We start from the raw sequence: 16424 nt of genomic DNA on the forward strand, positions 1-16424 counted from the left end.
TGCAACATATTCGTAAAAGGTTTTCAAGTAAATTTCCTTGACAATACTATTTACATAGTGTGAAATGTAGTAGTCCTTTCAAAATAGGCTGATATATAGTAAAATATTTGTTAGCCATTTAACAAATTAAAGGGGGATGTAAGCATGTCCATTGAAATGAAAACAACCTATGGTCAAATTGATATTTCTAATGAAGTAATTGCAACTATCGCCGGTGGAGCCGCAATTGATTGTTACGGAATTGTTGGCATGGCATCAAGGAAGCAATTAAAGGATGGAATAACTGAGCTTTTAGGACGTGAAAATTTCTCCCGAGGGATCGTTGTTCGACAAGAAGAAGATGAAGTACATATTGATATGTATATCATCGTTAGTTATGGAACAAAGATTTCTGAAGTGGCTCATAACGTTCAGAACAAAGTGAAATATACCCTGGATCAAATGCTTGGTTTGGCGGTTGACTCAGTCAATATCTACGTTCAGGGTGTCAGGGTGACAACCCCTTAGTTAGGAGGAAGTTTTGTGTCTTTAAAAGTATTAGATGGAAAAAAGTTTTCAAAAATGGTACTCGAGGGTGCTTCAAATTTAACAAGAAATGCAGCAATGGTCGACGCACTTAATGTTTTCCCTGTACCTGATGGTGATACAGGAACGAACATGAATTTAACGATTACTTCTGGTGCAAAAGAAGTAGAAAAAAACACGTCTAATCAAATTGGCGCTGTTGCCAGTGCTTTTGCAAAAGGCTTACTTATGGGAGCACGCGGAAACTCTGGTGTTATCCTTTCACAATTGTTTAGAGGATTCTCTAAATCAATCGAAGGAAAAGAAACCATTAACGCTGCTGAATTTGCCAATGCATTTGATAAAGGTGTTGAAACTGCCTACAAAGCTGTTATGAAACCAGTAGAAGGTACGATTCTAACTGTAGCTAAAGACGCTGCAAAAAAGGCAGTTAAAGAAGCTAAAAAATCAGACGATATTCTATACATTATGAAAGAGCTTGTTAAAGAATCGAAAGCTTCCTTAAACCGTACGCCAGATTTACTGCCAGTTCTGAAAGAAGTCGGCGTTGTTGATTCTGGTGGACAAGGGTTAGTCACTGTCTATGAAGGGTTTTTGGCTGTACTAGAAGGCAAAGAACTGCCAAAGGTTTCAGTAAATGCTCCTTCGATGGGTGAACTTGTTAACGCTGAGCATCATAAAGCACAGATGCACATGAAGACGGAGGATATCCACTTTGGATATTGTACAGAGTTCATGGTAAGGTTCGAAGATAAAAAGATCAAAAGTAATCCATTCGATGAGATCAACTTCCGTAATGAGTTAAGTCAACATGGTGATTCCTTACTGGTCGTTGCTGATGAAGACGTAGTAAAGGTTCACATCCATACGGAACAACCTGGTAACATGCTAACACTTGCACATCGTTATGGCAGCTTGATCAATATCAAGATCGAAAACATGCGTGAGCAGCACTCAGCGATCCTAGAGAGCGAGAACGAAGTAATCCCTTCGTACTCACAACCTACTTCTGAGAAGAAAAAGGAATATGGTATCGTTACAGTTGCAATGGGTGAGGGAATCGAAGAGATGTTTTCATCGATGGGCGCATCGGTTATCCAAGGTGGACAAACGATGAACCCAAGTACAGAAGATATCGTAAAAGCAATTGCTGAGGTAAACGCTGAGAAAGTGTTCATCCTTCCGAACAATAGCAACATCATCATGGCATCTGAACAAGCTGCAAGTGTTGTTGATGAAAAAGTTGTAATCATCCGCACAAAAACAGTGCCACAAGGTATCGCTTCTATATTAGCTTTCAATCCTTCAGCTGATATGGCTGAGAATGAAAAGAAGATGAACGAAGCTGTTACTTCTGTAAAGTCAGGTCAAGTTACTTATGCAGTTCGTGACACATCGATCGATGGTGTTGAAATTGCAAAAGGTGATTTTATGGGAATATCTGAAGGGAAAATTCTAACTTCTAAGAAAGACAAACAAGAAGTTACAAAAGAACTTCTCTCCAACATGCTCGATGAAGATTCAGAGATCGTTACGATCATCTATGGTGAAGATAGCTCTGAAGAAGAAGCTCAGGAGCTTGCTGAATTTATTGAAGAAAAGTATCCTGATGCGGAAGCTGAAATTCATAATGGTAAGCAACCGATCTATTCATTCATCTTATCAGTAGAGTAAAAAATGAAAAGTATTCTCTCTTAAACTTTAAAGTATGATAAAGTTAAGAGGGAATACTTATTTTTATGGGAAAAAACGCAACTTGAAGGAGAACGTCATGAAATATAAAAGTGTATTTGATATTATCGGTCCCATTATGATTGGGCCTTCTAGTTCACATACAGCCGGCGCGGCGCGCATCGGTCGAGTAGCGAGAAGTCTTTTCGGCAGGAAACCTCAATACGCAACCATATCGTTCTATGGCTCTTTTGCAAAAACCTATCGTGGTCACGGAACGGATGTTGCGATCGTTGGCGGAATCCTAGATTATGACACGTTTGATACTCGAATAGTGGATGCGCTTACAATAGCGAAGCAAGAGGGTATCGAAGTAAAGATGACTGCCGAAGATGCTATAACTGACCACCCTAACACAGCTCGTGTCATCATTGGAGATGAGACAGACAGAATCGAAGTTGTCGGAATATCAATTGGTGGCGGAAAAATAGAGATTACAGAGCTTAATGGGTTTGAACTGCGTTTATCTGGAAATCACCCAGCTCTTTTGATCGTTCATAATGATAAATATGGAGCGATAGCAGGAGTGGCAAATATATTAGCTAAGCACGAGATCAATATTGGTCATATGGAAGTATCAAGAAAAGAAAAAGGGAAAGAAGCTTTGATGGTTATTGAGATCGATCAGAATGCAGATGAGATCATCATAAACGAACTAAATTCTCTCCCGATTGTTCAACAAGTAGTAAAGATACACGATTAAGAGGTGAGAAGTATGTTTCGTAATGTAGCTGAATTAATAGAATTAGCTGAGTCGAAAAATTGTAAGATCTCAGAGATTATGATACAGCAAGAAATGGATGTTACTGGGCGTTCTAGAGAAGAAGTTCTAGGGTTCATGGATCGAAATTTAAGAGTGATGGAAGAAGCCGTCATGCGAGGGATTACAGAAGATGTGAAATCACATTCTGGTCTAACCGGAGGGGACGGAAAGCTTCTTCAAACGTATATTAAATCTGGTAAATCTCTATCAGGCGAACTTATGCTTGATGCCGTAAGCAAAGCCATGGCAACAAATGAAGTGAACGCGGCAATGGGTACGATTTGTGCAACGCCTACTGCAGGTTCTGCAGGAGTCGTTCCTGGTACTCTGTTTGCGTTAAAAGAAAAATTAAATCCTACCCGAGAACAAATGATTGAGTATTTGTTTGCTGCAGGTGCGTTTGGTTTTGTTGTCGCAAACAACGCTTCAATTTCTGGAGCAGCAGGTGGATGCCAAGCTGAGGTGGGTTCTGCTACTGGTATGGCAGCAGCGGCGATCGTCGAACTTGCAGGAGGATCACCTTCGCAATCAGCCGAAGCGATGGCGATCGCACTAAAGAACATGCTAGGACTTGTTTGTGATCCTGTCGCTGGATTAGTAGAAGTTCCTTGTGTGAAACGAAACGCGATGGGTGCAAGCAATGCTATAGTAGCGGCTGATATGGCACTTGCTGGGATCGTAAGCCGTATTCCTTGTGACGAAGTGATCGATGCGATGTACAAGATCGGTCTCTCAATGCCATCTGCTCTCCGTGAAACAGCTCTTGGAGGCTTAGCAGCTACACCAACAGGAAGAGAGCTTGAAGCAAAAATATTCGGCATTCCGTTGAACGAGAAATAACGATGCTGAATCAATCAATAACAGCAGTAAACGGTATTGGAGAGAAGAAGGCTGAAAAGCTGGCTAGCATGGGTATTCATTCAGTTGAAGATCTTTTAGAATATCTACCCTACCGGTATGAAGATTACCAAAAGAAAGATCTTGCGGAGATTGCGCATGATGAAAAAGCAACGATTGAAGGGAAGGTTCATTCTGAACCTTCTCTGCGTTATTTTCCGAAGAAAAAATCCCGTTTGACATTTAGGATGTTGATCGGTAAATATTTGATCACTGCGACAATCTTCAATCGACCTTTCTTAAAGAATCAGATTGCTCTAGGACAAACACTTACCGTAACAGGTAAATGGGACCGAAATAAAATGACGTTAACCGTCAGCGATGTTCATTTTGGAACATTCAGTGATGATCATAAGATTGAACCAGTCTATTCGGTGAAAGGTTCTTTATATGGCAAAACGATGCGTAAGATTATTGATTCGGCATTTCGCCAGTTCTCTGGTGCGATCGAGGATCCACTTCCTCAAGAGATCCGTGAATCTTATCGACTTCCCGATCGAGAATCAGCTCTTAAGATGATGCATTTTCCTGAAGATTTTAAGGCGTTAAAAGCGGGAAGAAGAAGGCTTGCGTATGAAGAATTGTTGTATTTTCAATTAAAGATGCAGATCTTTAGAAAATGGAACAGACAGCAATCTAAAGGAGCAGCTTTAAAGTTTGATCGAGATGAAGTAAACACATTCATTCGTTCTTTACCTTTTCAGCTAACCGAAGCACAGCAGAGGGTGGTCGATGAGATATTAAAAGATCTCTCAGATACTAGCCGGATGAACAGGCTGCTTCAAGGGGATGTTGGTTCTGGTAAAACAGTAGTGGCAGCTGTAGCGTTATATGCAGCAGTTACAGCTAACAGACAAGGTGCGCTGATGGTACCAACAGAAATTCTGGCGGAACAGCATTTTCAATCGTTAAAAGAGCTTTTTGCTCCGTTTGGAATTACAGTAGCTCTTTTAACTTCCTCTGTTAAAGGGAAGATGCGGAGAGAAACGTTAAACCTTTTACAGCAAGGCGAGATCCAGATCATGGTTGGTACACACGCCCTTATTCAAGAGGAAGTAAATTTTAATAGCCTTGGTCTAGTGATCACAGACGAGCAGCATCGGTTTGGAGTTAACCAAAGAAGAGTATTAAGGGAAAAAGGTGAGAGTCCAGATGTTCTCTTTATGACGGCAACACCTATACCTCGTACTCTTGCGATATCGGCATTTGGAGATATGGATGTATCAACGATTGATGTGATGCCAGCGGGAAGAAAGCCGATCATCACGCATTGGGCGAAACATGGCATGTTAGATCGTGTTCTTGATTTTATAAAAAAAGAAATTGAATCTGGAAGACAAGCTTATGTGATCTGTCCATTAATCGAAGAATCAGAAAAAATAGATGTGCAGAATGCGATTGACGTTCATGCGCAGCTAAGTGCTTATTTCCATACCTACCAAGTAGGTCTGATGCACGGAAGATTGCATTCGACAGAAAAAGATGAAGTGATGAGAAAGTTTGCAGAGAATGTTTGTCAGATCCTCGTCTCTACAACGGTTGTAGAGGTCGGGGTAAATGTTCCAAACGCTACTATCATGGTCATATACGATGCAGAAAGATTTGGGCTCTCACAATTGCATCAGTTAAGAGGACGAGTTGGGCGCGGCAGCGAACAATCTTATTGTGTACTCATCGCAGATCCGAAGTCTGAAGAAGGTCAAGAGCGGATGAGGATTATGACGGAGACAACAAATGGCTTTGAGCTTTCGGAAAAAGATCTTGAACTTCGTGGGCCAGGTGATTTTTTTGGAAACAAGCAAAGCGGTGTTCCAAACTTTAAGGTAGCTGACCTCGTACATGATTATCGAATACTCGAAACAGCTAGAAACGATGCGGCTAGACTCGTTCAATCAGAAGAGTTCTGGAAAGATGAGACGTATCGATCGATTCGAGAAGTTTTAACAAGGCAAGGTGTGCTCGACAAAGAAAGACTAGATTAATCTTGAAAGAAGAGTGTTGATACTATATACTACTATTAGTACCAGCTCTTAATAGCAGAAAGATAAATAGCAGGTACGCTGTAATGGCGTTACCTGCTTTTCTACGCACTGCATCTTTACTCACTATCTTTCTCATATATGAGACCTTTGTATGGAAGAAGGAAGAAACTATGAAAAAATCAAAAAAAGAGAGACAAGAGCTGTTAAAGGAAACGATTAAGTTAACCCCTTTTATAACAGATGAAGAATTGGCAGAAAAGTTTAGTGTCAGCGTTCAGACGATTAGGCTTGACCGTTTGGAACTTTCCATTCCAGAGCTAAGAGAAAGAATAAAGTCTGTGGCAGAAACTAAACTGGATGATGTAAAAGCACTGCCGCTTGAAGAGGTCATCGGAGAAATCATTGACTTACAGTTAGATGAATCCGCTATTTCTATATTAGACATAAAAGAAGAACATGTATTTTCTCGTAATAAGATTGCAAGGGGCCATCACGTTTTCGCTCAGGCGAACTCGTTGGCAGTAGCGATAATAAATGATGAATTGGCATTAACCGCCAAAGCGAACATTCGGTTTTCTCGACCTGTTAGAGTAGGAGAGAGAGTGGTTGCAAAAGCGAAAGTAAAAGAGACCACTCAAGAGAGAACTATTGTAGAAGTTACTAGTTATGTAGAGAATGAGCCTGTTTTCAAAGGTGAATTTACCATGTATAGATCTGCACAAGATACAAAGGAAGGAAGTTAAATCAGCATGAATATCGCAATAGATGCAATGGGTGGCGACAATGCACCAGCAGAAATCGTTAAAGGTGCAATTCTAGCGAAAGAACAATATCCAGAGCTTTCGATTACGTTAGTTGGAGATCAGGATCAAATCGTAAAACATCTACCTGAAAAGCACGCGTTTACGATCATCCATACCGATGAAGTGATCGAAACATCAGAGGAGCCAGTTCGAGCAGTTCGTCGAAAAAAGAATGCTTCGATGGTAGTAGCAGCAAACGAAGTGAAATCAGGTAAAGCTGATGCATATATTTCTGCTGGTAACACAGGGGCATTGATGGCCAGTGGGTTGTTTTATGTAGGCCGTATAAAAGGCATTGATCGTCCAGCGCTTGCTCCGACACTTCCGACTTTAAACGGTGATGGATTCTTGTTCTTAGATGTAGGCGCTAATATGGATGCGAAGCCAGAGCACCTCTTACAATATGCATTGATGGGTTCTGTGTATTGGAAAGAAGTACGAGGTGTTGAAAAACCGCGCGTAGGATTACTAAACGTTGGAACAGAAAGTGAGAAAGGAAATGCTTTAACGAAAGCTGCATTTTCACTTTTACAGGAAGCAGATATTAATTTTGTTGGGAATGTTGAAGCAAGAGATCTCTTGATGGGAGCAGCGGACGTAGTTGTGTGTGATGGATTTGCTGGAAACTTGGTTCTTAAATCGATCGAAGGAACTGCTATGAGCATGTTTTCAATGATTAAAGAACAGTTAACATCAAGTTTAACTTCAAAACTAGCAGCTGGAGTATTAAAGCCGAAATTAAGAGGCATAAAAGATAAACTTGACTATACAGAGTATGGAGGAGCTGGTTTGTTCGGACTAGCAGCGCCTGTTATTAAAGCTCATGGTTCCTCAAATGCGAATGCTATGTTGAATGCAATCAGACAAACCAAAAGTATGGTAGAGAAGAACGTGGTACCAACCATTCAGAATCATGTACAATCCCAAGATAACAAGGAGGAGTAAGAGATGGGGAAAATTGCCTTTCTTTTTCCTGGACAAGGCTCTCAAGCAGTAGGAATGGGTAAAGAGCTAATATCACAGGAAGCATCAGCAAAAACTATTTTTGATAAAGCGGATGAAAAACTTGGTATGAAACTGTCAGATATTATCTTTGAAGGACCGGAAGATGTTCTTAAAAGAACAGAAAACACACAGCCGGCATTATTAACGGTCTCGACAGCGGTTCTTGAACTGCTAAAAGAGCGTGGTATTCAAGCAGACTACGTAGCAGGTCATAGCCTTGGCGAATACTCTGCACTTGTTGCAGCGGGCAGCCTTTCTTTTGAAGACGCGGTTTATGCGGTTAGAAATAGAGGATTGCTTATGGAAGAAGCAGTTCCTGCAGGAGTAGGGACGATGGCAGCTGTGATCGGGTTCGATCAAGAACGATTAGAAACAATTACGAAGGAAGTCTCTAACGGTGAAGAGAGCGTTCAGATCGCTAATCTTAATTGCCCAGGGCAGATCGTTATTTCTGGCACCGTTGGTGGAGTTGAGAAAGCTAGTGCCCTTGCCAAAGAAGAAGGAGCCAAAGTGATTCCACTTCAGGTAAGCGGACCGTTTCATTCTTCCCTTATGAAACCAGCGGCAGATAAATTCAACGAAATTTTAGATCGAATTGTGATAAATGATGCAAACACTCCTGTAATTGCTAACGTAACGGCGAAAGCTATTACCGATCGTGATGATATTAAAGAAAAGTTGATCGAACAACTATACTCGCCAGTTCGTTGGGAAGAAACGGTTCGTGAGTTAATGGACCTAGGTGTTGATACGTTTGTTGAGATCGGACCAGGAAAAGTTCTCTCAGGGTTAGTTAAAAAGGTGAATCGAAGAGCTAACGTAATAGCTGTAAGTGATTTAGAGACGATTAACATGGCAGTTGAGAAACTAAAAGGAGAGTCTGTGGATGCTTAATGAAAAATCAGTTTTAGTAACAGGTGCCTCTCGAGGAATCGGACGAGCGATCGCTTTGTATTTTGCTAAAAATGGCGCTAAAGTTGCGGTGAATTACTCTGGAAGTGAAGAGAAGGCAAATGAAGTCGTAAAGGAAATAAAAGAAAACGGTGGAACTGCTTTTGCGATTAAAGCGGATATCTCTTCATCAGAAGATGTTACGAACATGGTAAAAACAGTTGTTGATGAGTTTGGAAGTCTCGACGTTCTCGTTAATAACGCAGGAATCACGAGAGATAACCTTTTGATGAGAATGAAAGAAGAAGACTGGGATGCGGTTATCAACACGAATCTTAAAGGAGTCTTCCTGACTACAAAGGCTGTAACAAGACAGATGATGAAACAAAGAAAAGGTCGTATTATTAATATTGCCTCTATTGTTGGTGTATCTGGAAACGCAGGGCAAGCAAACTATGTAGCAGCTAAAGCTGGTGTAATTGGCTTAACGAAAACAGCAGCTAAAGAACTTTCTTCTAGAGGAATCACGGTTAATGCCATTGCACCAGGTTTTATCGAGACAGATATGACTGGTAAACTAGAAGAAGGCATTAAATCGGAAATGCTTAGAAGCATTCCGCTTGCTCGTTTTGGACAGCCTGATGATATCGCATCAGCGGCAGCATTCTTAGCAAGTGATGCAAGTTCTTATATCACAGGCCAAACCCTCCATGTAGACGGCGGAATGGTGATGTAAGAAAAGAACCTTCGATGACTACAAATCCCTCTAGTTTTTTAATGGGAAAAAGAATATACTATTGAAAGGAGGTGACACACAAAATGGCAGATGTTTTAGATAGAGTTTCAAAGATTGTTGTGGACCGTTTAGGTGTTGATGCATCTGAGGTTAAGCCTGAAGCTTCCTTTAAAGAAGATCTTGGTGCTGACTCTCTTGATGTAGTTGAACTAGTAATGGAACTTGAAGATGAGTTCGAACTAGAAATTTCTGACGAAGATGCTGAGAAAATTGCAACTGTTGGTGACGTTGTAAATTACATAAACAGCAAACAATAAGTGTAAGACGGATAAAGTCCCGTGCAAAACAGCGGGGCTTTCTTCCCTTTTTAACGGAAAAATATCAATAGCAAAATAGCCCTTTTACGAGATTTTTGGAGGAAGTTTATGAAAGGTTCAAAACAACATTCAACTCAAAAGAAAACGGTGAAAAATCGGTTTAAATCTGCTTCCAAAAAGGGCATGGATGACAAGGTGCGCATTCAAAAAGTAGCCCCGATACAAGAGCGTTTAAACATAAAGTTTCAGAATGAAAAATTGTTAGCTCAAGCATTTACGCATTCATCATATGTGAATGAGCATCGAGGAAGAACGTTTGAGGATAATGAAAGACTTGAATTTCTAGGTGATGCCGTTCTTGAATTGACCATATCTCAATATTTATACAGCAAGTTTGCAAATATGAGTGAAGGTGAGCTTACGAAACTTAGAGCAGCTATCGTATGCGAGCCGTCGTTGGTTCTCTTTGCAAACGACCTTCATTTTGGTGAGTTTGTTTTATTGGGAAAAGGTGAAGAGAATACTGGAGGAAGATCAAGACCAGCCCTTTTAGCAGATGTTTTTGAAGCATTTATTGGAGCGCTATATCTCGATCAAGGACTCGAAAAAGTAAAAGAGTTTCTAAATCAGTATGTGGTGCCACGAATAAACGAAGGTGCTTTTTCTCATGTGATGGATTTTAAAAGTCAGTTACAAGAATATGTACAGCGTGAAGGATTAGGTCATATCGACTATCGAATCATTCAAGAAAAAGGTCCGGCACACAATCGAGAGTTTGTGTCAGAAGTAAGATTGAATGAAGCGAGTTTCGGAATAGGGTATGGCAGGTCCAAAAAAGAAGCTGAACAGCATGCGGCACAAGAAGCGATAGAGAGAGTGTCTAAAAAGAGCTAAACAAAAAACCCCCTTAACATTAGGCAATAAGCCGTGTGAGGGGGTTTCTGTTACTTTGTTTTAAGAGATGCTAGTTCTTCAACGATGCCTTCCATATCTCGAATACTGAATGATGGCATCTTCATGACCATATCATAAAGTTCCTTAATGTCTTCGTACTTTGACAGTTCATAGTCTTCTGGTTGAATGAGTCCGCTGTTAACAAGCTGAAGTTTCTTTTTTAATCCTTCGATCATAAATGATAAGTTCTCATGATTCTGAGTCGTTAAGTCCATGGTGGGCTCCTTTTTATCCACATATCTTCATGTGAGATTTTACTTGCATGCATATTTTAAGTCCAAACACATTTCATTTTAGCACACTGTAATGTTTGTGACTATGTATGAGTGAATCTATGATAAAATATAAAGGTTAAAGAAATAAATACATAAGAAATTCAAATAAAGCTCCCGAAATTATAAAAACGGGAAAGCATACAGTGAGAAATAAAGGGGGATTTAATGATGTTCCTCAAACGAATTGATGTAGCAGGATTTAAATCATTTGCAGAGCGGATACAAGTTGAATTTGTACAAGGGGTCACAGCGGTTGTTGGCCCAAATGGAAGCGGTAAAAGTAACATCTCAGATGCTGTACGCTGGGTGCTGGGCGAACAGTCAGCGAAGTCTTTGCGAGGCTCTAAGATGGAAGATATTATCTTCGCAGGCAGTGATAATCGAAAACCATTAAATGTCGCAGAAGTTACACTTACTTTAGATAACGAAGATCAGCATCTACCGCTTGATTATAATGAAATATCGATCACAAGAAGAGTATTTCGTTCAGGAGACAGTGAATACTTGATCAATAAACAACAGTGTCGTTTAAAAGATATTGTAGAGCTGTTTATGGATTCAGGACTTGGAAGAGAGGCATTTTCTATCATCGGACAAGGCCGGGTAGAAGAAATATTAAGCAGCAAATCGGATGAGCGCAGAAAGATTTTTGAAGAAGCTGCAGGTGTATTAAAGTACAAGACCCGAAAGCAAAAAGCAGAGGCTAAACTCACTGAGACGCAAGAAAATCTGAATCGTGTAGAAGATATTCTTCATGAATTAGAAGGTCAAGTCGAACCTCTTAAAATACAAGCTTCTATCGCAAGAGACTACCTTGAGAAAAAAGAAGAGCTCGAGGTCGTTGAAACAGCTGTTCTCGTTCAAGAGATCGAAGACTTGCATGTTCGGTGGGAAAAGCAAAAAGAACTTGTTGCAGAGCTACAGAACCAAGAATCGGTCCTATCGGTAAAAGTAAAACAAGGTGAGACTAAGATCGAAAGAGCACGACTTGATATGCAAGCGATGGATGAATCGATCGATGAACTACAAAGTGCTCTTCTTTTAGCTAGTGAAACACTGGAAAAACTAGAAGGTAAGAAAGAAGTCTTGAAAGAACGTAAAAAGAATTATGATCAAAATAAAACGTCGCTTTTAGAACAAATTCAGCTCTACAAGGCAAAAAAAGAAGAGTTGGGAAAACAGCTTACTGTTGAAAAAGACTCATTAAGAGATAAAGAAAAGCAATTAAAAACCATAAAAAAACAAGTGAAAGACGAAGAAGGACGATTGTCTGTTCTCGAGATGGACGTTGAAGCAGAACTAGAAAAATTAAAAAGTGATTATTTCGAGCGCTTGAACGAACAAACAACGATTAAGAACGAGATGCGTTACTTAGAGGATCAGGCTAGACAGCAGAGCTCCAAAAGTACTCGTTTAGATGAAGAGAATACAAAATACCTGGAACAAAGAGAAGCATTAAAAGAAACAAGAAAGAACGCTGAAGCTTCCTATCAAGCAGCTGAAACGCAATTAAAAATAAAGCAAGAAGAATATCAAGCTCTAAAATCAGAGATTTTGATCGATGATCAGGAAACGAGAACACTTCAAGATAAATTGTATCAAGCATATCAGTTTATTCAGCAGTTCAAATCTAAAAAAGAGATGCTAGAATCAATGCAAGACGAATACGCAGGTTTCATGCAGGGCGTTAAAGAGGTTTTGAAAGCGAAAGAAACAAAGCTCACTGGCATTGAAGGAGCGGTAGCGGAACTTTTATCGGTTCCGTCTGAGGTGGAAACGGCAATTGAAACGGCTCTAGGCGCTTCTATGCAGCATATTGTTGTAGATCATGAACAGAACGCAATGAAAGCTATTCAATTTTTAAAGCAAACGAGAGCAGGAAGAGCAACCTTTCTACCATTGAATGTAATTAAGCCGCGTCAGATCTCTAGTGCAGATGCTCACCAAGCAAGCTCTATCGATGCTTTTGTTGGTGTTGCTGCAAACCTTATTACGTTTGATTCTAAGTATCAAAACATTGTAGGCAATCTTTTAGGGAATATTATCATCGCTAAAGATTTAGCGGGTGCCAACAAGATTGCAAAGCAAGTGAACTACCGTTACCGAATCGTTACTCTTGAAGGAGATGTTGTGTCTCCGGGAGGATCGATGTCTGGAGGAAGTCTAAAACAAAAAAGTAATTCTCTATTAAGTAGACAAAGAGAGATTGATTCTCTTACAGACAAAGTAGCAACAATGGAGAAGCAAACACTTCAACTTGAGGAAAAAGTTAGTGAATTACGATCGAAACTAACGAAGAAGAAAGAAAGACTCGAATCTCTTCAAACTGAAGGAGAACTCCTACGAGAACAAGAACAAGAGCTGAGATCTTCTTTACGAGAAGTTGAAATAGAAGAAAAGAGTTTAAACGATAGACTACAACTGTATGATCGCGAAAAGAATTCCTATGAAACTGAAAGATCTGCTGCAGATACTCGTCTTTCAGCTTTACAGAAAAAACTCGATCTTGCTATGAGATCTGGGAGAGAGCTTGAAAAAACGATTGCTGATCTTACAGAGAAAAAGAAGAATAATCAGAGCTCAAAAGAAGAACTAAGAGAAGCACTAACACTGTTAAAGATTAAAGTAGCCGAACTCGAGCAGCAGGTTGCCAATCAGCGAGAAAAGTGCTTAAGAATTGAACAAGATTTTTATGAAGTAGAAGCAAAGAGCAAAGAAATAGAAGAAGATTATTGGCTTCTGGAGGAAGAGATGAACTCAAGCTCTTCTGGTGAAGATTCTCTCGATGAACAGATCCAACAGAGAAGACATGAAAAGAATAATGCATTGAAATTAATTGCAGAACGAAGAAAAGAAAGAACAGATTCTTTCCGGTCGATCGAAAGTATGGAGATCGGATTAAAAGAGGCAAAAAGACAATATAAACAACTTCATGACGGGCTTAGAACAGAAGAGGTTAGTATTAATCGACTCGATGTAGAACTAGAATCAAGACTTACTCATCTTAGAGAAGAATATGAACTTTCATATGAAGGTGCGAAGTTGAAGCATCGATTAGAGATACCGCTTCAAGACGCAAAACGAAAAGTAAAGTTGATCAAGATGGCGATCGAAGAGCTCGGAGCTGTAAACATTGGGGCGATCGAAGAATACGACAGAGTGAGCCAGCGCTTTGATTTTCTTACAGATCAAAGAAATGACTTAACAGAAGCAAAAGATACTCTTTATGGCGTGATTTCTGAAATGGATGAAGAGATGAAGAATCGTTTTGAAGAGACATTTACTTCTATTCGTTCACACTTTGGTGTTATTTTTAAAGAGTTGTTTGGTGGTGGTCGAGCTGATCTCGTTTTAACTCAGCCGGATGATATGCTTTTAACGGGTGTAGACATCATGGCGCAGCCACCTGGCAAGAAACTGCAGCAACTAGGTCTGTTGTCTGGTGGCGAACGTGCTCTAACCGCTATTGCGTTATTATTTGCAATTCTAAAAGTAAGACCTGTTCCGTTCTGTATTTTAGACGAAGTTGAAGCAGCATTAGATGATGCGAACGTAAATCGTTTTGCTAAATTTTTACGAGCATTCAGTAAAGAGACGCAATTTATCGTTGTTACGCATCGAAAAGGTACCATGGAAGAAGCGGATGTACTTTATGGAGTCACCATGCAGGAGTCTGGTGTCTCGAAGCTTGTTTCCGTGAGGCTTGAAGAAACAAAAGAACTTGTAACATCATAGGGAGGAAATTGATAGTGAGTTTTTTGAAACGATTAAAAGAAAAGTTCTCAACACAACAATCTGAGGAATCATCTGAAAAGTTTAAAAGTGGACTAGAGAAGACGAGGAACTCTTTTTCATTTAAAGTTAACGATCTACTAAAACGATTTAGAAAAGTGGATGAAGAATTCTTCGAAGAGCTAGAAGAAATCTTGATCGGAGCAGATGTTGGGGTTCACACCGTTCTTGATATTATTGATCAACTGAAAGATGTTGCACGTACAAAGAACATTCAAAATCCAATGGAGCTTCGATCAGCGATCACTGAGAAATTAGCTGAAATGCTTCAAAAAGAAGAAAGCGATAATAAACTGAATTTACAGACTGATGGAATGACCGTTATTCTATTCGTAGGAGTGAACGGTGTAGGTAAAACAACAACGATTGGGAAACTCGCTCATCAGTTGAAGAACGATGGTAAGAAAGTGATTCTAGCGGCCGGAGATACTTTCCGTGCAGGTGCGATCGATCAGCTTGAAGTGTGGGGAGAACGTGCTGGAGTTGATGTGATCAAGCATCATGAAGGAGCGGACCCTGCAGCTGTTATTTACGACAGCATCCAGGCTGCTAAATCTCGTAAGGCTGATGTATTGCTCTGTGATACAGCTGGGAGACTTCAGAATAAAGTGAATCTGATGAACGAGCTATCAAAAGTGAAACGTGTCATCGAACGTGAGATTCCTGGTGCTCCTCATGAAGTTTTGCTTGTTGTTGATGCTACAACTGGACAGAATGCCATGAATCAAGCGAAAACTTTCGGACAATCTACAGATGTAACTGGCTTAGTTTTGACAAAGCTTGATGGAACGGCAAAAGGTGGAATTGTTTTAGCGATTCGTCATGAACTAGATATCCCAGTTAAGTTTGTAGGGCTCGGTGAGAAAATTGATGATCTGCAAGAGTTTGATGCTGATCAGTTTGTATATGGTTTGTTTGCAGGAACAGAAGAGGAAGGTGCAGAGTAAATCTGTTTTCTTTTATTAACGCCATTTAGCTCACTTTACTTGGGAGCTGGATGGTTTTTTGTTTTAGCAGGGGGTATCTGAATATCGTGAATTGTCGAGGATTGTAAACTCGCGGATAAACAATCAAAATTTTTGGATTCGAATCAAAAACTCGAGGATAAATAACCAAAATTTTTGGATTCATGCCTCGTATATTTGGATTAATCCATATAAATGTGAATAAATACCCTGTGAGGTATCACTTCTGATTGTTTCCTACGGATAACAGAAGAGTCACTCATCACTGATTCAATGTATTTGTGAGGACGAAGTACAACTACTTACAAACCAACAATAGGTAGGATATGTCTTTCTTATTTCCAAGCAGCAACTTAACAACTAATGTGTTAAGAAAAAAACTTGACATCTAAAACCATGGGTTGTATAGTAATCACGTAAAGGCATTTCACTTAACAAGGGTTGTGGAAAAATGCTAGATAAAACAATGAGAATTAATTATCTATTTGATTTTTACCAAGCATTATTGACCCCTAAACAAAAGAATTATATGGGTTTGTACTATTTGGACGATTATTCTCTCGGTGAAATTGCTGAACAATATAATGTCAGCCGCCAGGCCGTTTATGATAATATTAAACGGACAGAGGCGATGCTGGAAGAATATGAAGAAAAGTTAGGGCTTTTTGCAAAGTTTCAGGAACGTGACCAGTTGCTGTCATCTTTAAGAGAGCTTCTGAATTCTGAACCTGATAACGTAATTGCAATTATCGATCGCCTTGAAAATATGGAATAGGAGGCGTTCAGTG

The 16424-nt window shown here is 39.9% G+C and carries 15 protein-coding genes; 14 read left to right on the forward strand and 1 reads right to left on the reverse strand.

What is annotated here, in order from left to right; genetic code table 11:
- The first annotated feature begins 144 nt into the window (after positions 1–144).
- From HU823_RS00090 to rnc, 11 genes are all read left to right on the forward strand, one after another.
- Positions 145–507, forward strand: coding sequence for an Asp23/Gls24 family envelope stress response protein (locus HU823_RS00090; RefSeq protein WP_066240675.1), 363 nt, complete (start codon positions 145–147; stop codon positions 505–507).
- 15 nt (positions 508–522) lie between these two features.
- Positions 523–2199: a DAK2 domain-containing protein gene (locus HU823_RS00095; RefSeq protein WP_197220767.1), complete on the forward strand. Its 1677-nt coding sequence runs from the start codon at positions 523–525 to the stop codon at positions 2197–2199.
- A 97-nt stretch (positions 2200–2296) separates the two neighbouring features.
- Complete coding sequence (gene sdaAB, locus HU823_RS00100; RefSeq protein WP_197220768.1) at positions 2297–2959, forward strand: L-serine ammonia-lyase, iron-sulfur-dependent subunit beta; 663 nt, start codon at positions 2297–2299, stop codon at positions 2957–2959.
- 12 nt (positions 2960–2971) lie between these two features.
- Positions 2972–3859 (forward strand): L-serine ammonia-lyase, iron-sulfur-dependent, subunit alpha, encoded by an 888-nt coding sequence (gene sdaAA / locus HU823_RS00105; RefSeq protein WP_197194456.1) that lies wholly within the window; start codon positions 2972–2974, stop codon positions 3857–3859.
- A 2-nt stretch (positions 3860–3861) separates the two neighbouring features.
- On the forward strand, positions 3862–5898 hold the full coding sequence (gene recG, locus HU823_RS00110; RefSeq protein ID WP_197220769.1) for an ATP-dependent DNA helicase RecG: 2037 nt from the start codon (positions 3862–3864) through the stop codon (positions 5896–5898).
- A gap of 170 nt (positions 5899–6068) precedes the next feature.
- Entirely contained in the window at positions 6069–6641 is a 573-nt protein-coding gene (gene fapR / locus HU823_RS00115) for a transcription factor FapR (protein WP_144700831.1), read from the forward strand.
- 6 nt (positions 6642–6647) lie between these two features.
- Entirely contained in the window at positions 6648–7646 is a 999-nt protein-coding gene (gene plsX / locus HU823_RS00120) for a phosphate acyltransferase PlsX (RefSeq protein WP_144700829.1), read from the forward strand.
- Between the two features lie 3 nt (positions 7647–7649).
- Positions 7650–8600 carry an ACP S-malonyltransferase gene (gene fabD / locus HU823_RS00125; protein WP_197220770.1) on the forward strand — a complete coding sequence of 317 codons (951 nt, stop codon included), beginning with the start codon at positions 7650–7652 and terminating at the stop codon, positions 8598–8600.
- Entirely contained in the window at positions 8593–9333 is a 741-nt protein-coding gene (fabG, locus tag HU823_RS00130) for a 3-oxoacyl-[acyl-carrier-protein] reductase (RefSeq protein ID WP_144700825.1), read from the forward strand. Before fabD ends, fabG begins: the two co-directional genes overlap by 8 nt.
- 83 nt (positions 9334–9416) lie before the next feature.
- Positions 9417–9650, forward strand: coding sequence for an acyl carrier protein (gene acpP / locus HU823_RS00135; protein WP_066240701.1), 234 nt, complete (start codon positions 9417–9419; stop codon positions 9648–9650).
- A 183-nt stretch (positions 9651–9833) separates the two neighbouring features.
- Positions 9834–10544, forward strand: a complete 711-nt coding sequence (gene rnc / locus HU823_RS00140; RefSeq protein WP_231607268.1) for a ribonuclease III — start codon at positions 9834–9836, stop codon at positions 10542–10544.
- A gap of 50 nt (positions 10545–10594) precedes the next feature.
- On the opposite strand, the gene HU823_RS00145 is transcribed toward rnc, so the two are convergent.
- Entirely contained in the window at positions 10595–10819 is a 225-nt protein-coding gene (locus HU823_RS00145) for a DUF1128 domain-containing protein (protein WP_144700821.1), read from the reverse strand.
- A 228-nt stretch (positions 10820–11047) separates the two neighbouring features.
- Between HU823_RS00145 and smc the strand changes: the two genes are divergently transcribed.
- From smc to HU823_RS00160, 3 genes are all read left to right on the forward strand, one after another.
- Complete coding sequence (smc, locus tag HU823_RS00150; protein WP_197221350.1) at positions 11048–14614, forward strand: chromosome segregation protein SMC; 3567 nt, start codon at positions 11048–11050, stop codon at positions 14612–14614.
- Between the two features lie 14 nt (positions 14615–14628).
- Positions 14629–15618 carry a signal recognition particle-docking protein FtsY gene (gene ftsY / locus HU823_RS00155; protein WP_197220771.1) on the forward strand — a complete coding sequence of 330 codons (990 nt, stop codon included), beginning with the start codon at positions 14629–14631 and terminating at the stop codon, positions 15616–15618.
- Between the two features lie 469 nt (positions 15619–16087).
- On the forward strand, positions 16088–16411 hold the full coding sequence (locus tag HU823_RS00160) for a putative DNA-binding protein (RefSeq protein ID WP_066393591.1): 324 nt from the start codon (positions 16088–16090) through the stop codon (positions 16409–16411).
- Positions 16412–16424 lie beyond the last annotated feature (13 nt).

It is taken from the genome of Fictibacillus sp. 18YEL24 (assembly GCF_015903855.1).
GTDB classification, from domain to species: Bacteria; Bacillota; Bacilli; order Bacillales; family Fictibacillaceae; genus Fictibacillus; species Fictibacillus phosphorivorans_C.

Excerpts from the sequence above, each read along its gene's own strand:
- HU823_RS00090 (WP_066240675.1), top strand. The coding sequence starts at position 145 with ATGTCCATTGAAATGAAAACAACCTATGGTCAAATTGATATTTCTAAT.
- sdaAB (WP_197220768.1), top strand. The coding sequence starts at position 2,297 with ATGAAATATAAAAGTGTATTTGATATTATCGGTCCCATTATGATTGGG.
- sdaAA (WP_197194456.1), top strand. The coding sequence starts at position 2,972 with ATGTTTCGTAATGTAGCTGAATTAATAGAATTAGCTGAGTCGAAAAAT.
- recG (WP_197220769.1), top strand. The coding sequence starts at position 3,862 with ATGCTGAATCAATCAATAACAGCAGTAAACGGTATTGGAGAGAAGAAG.
- fapR (WP_144700831.1), top strand. The coding sequence starts at position 6,069 with ATGAAAAAATCAAAAAAAGAGAGACAAGAGCTGTTAAAGGAAACGATT.
- plsX (WP_144700829.1), top strand. The coding sequence starts at position 6,648 with ATGAATATCGCAATAGATGCAATGGGTGGCGACAATGCACCAGCAGAA.
- fabD (WP_197220770.1), top strand. The coding sequence starts at position 7,650 with ATGGGGAAAATTGCCTTTCTTTTTCCTGGACAAGGCTCTCAAGCAGTA.
- fabG (WP_144700825.1), top strand. The coding sequence starts at position 8,593 with ATGCTTAATGAAAAATCAGTTTTAGTAACAGGTGCCTCTCGAGGAATC.
- acpP (WP_066240701.1), top strand. The coding sequence starts at position 9,417 with ATGGCAGATGTTTTAGATAGAGTTTCAAAGATTGTTGTGGACCGTTTA.
- rnc (WP_231607268.1), top strand. The coding sequence starts at position 9,834 with ATGGATGACAAGGTGCGCATTCAAAAAGTAGCCCCGATACAAGAGCGT.
- HU823_RS00145 (WP_144700821.1), bottom strand. The coding sequence starts at position 10,819 with ATGGACTTAACGACTCAGAATCATGAGAACTTATCATTTATGATCGAA.
- smc (WP_197221350.1), top strand. The coding sequence starts at position 11,048 with ATGTTCCTCAAACGAATTGATGTAGCAGGATTTAAATCATTTGCAGAG.
- HU823_RS00160 (WP_066393591.1), top strand. The coding sequence starts at position 16,088 with ATGCTAGATAAAACAATGAGAATTAATTATCTATTTGATTTTTACCAA.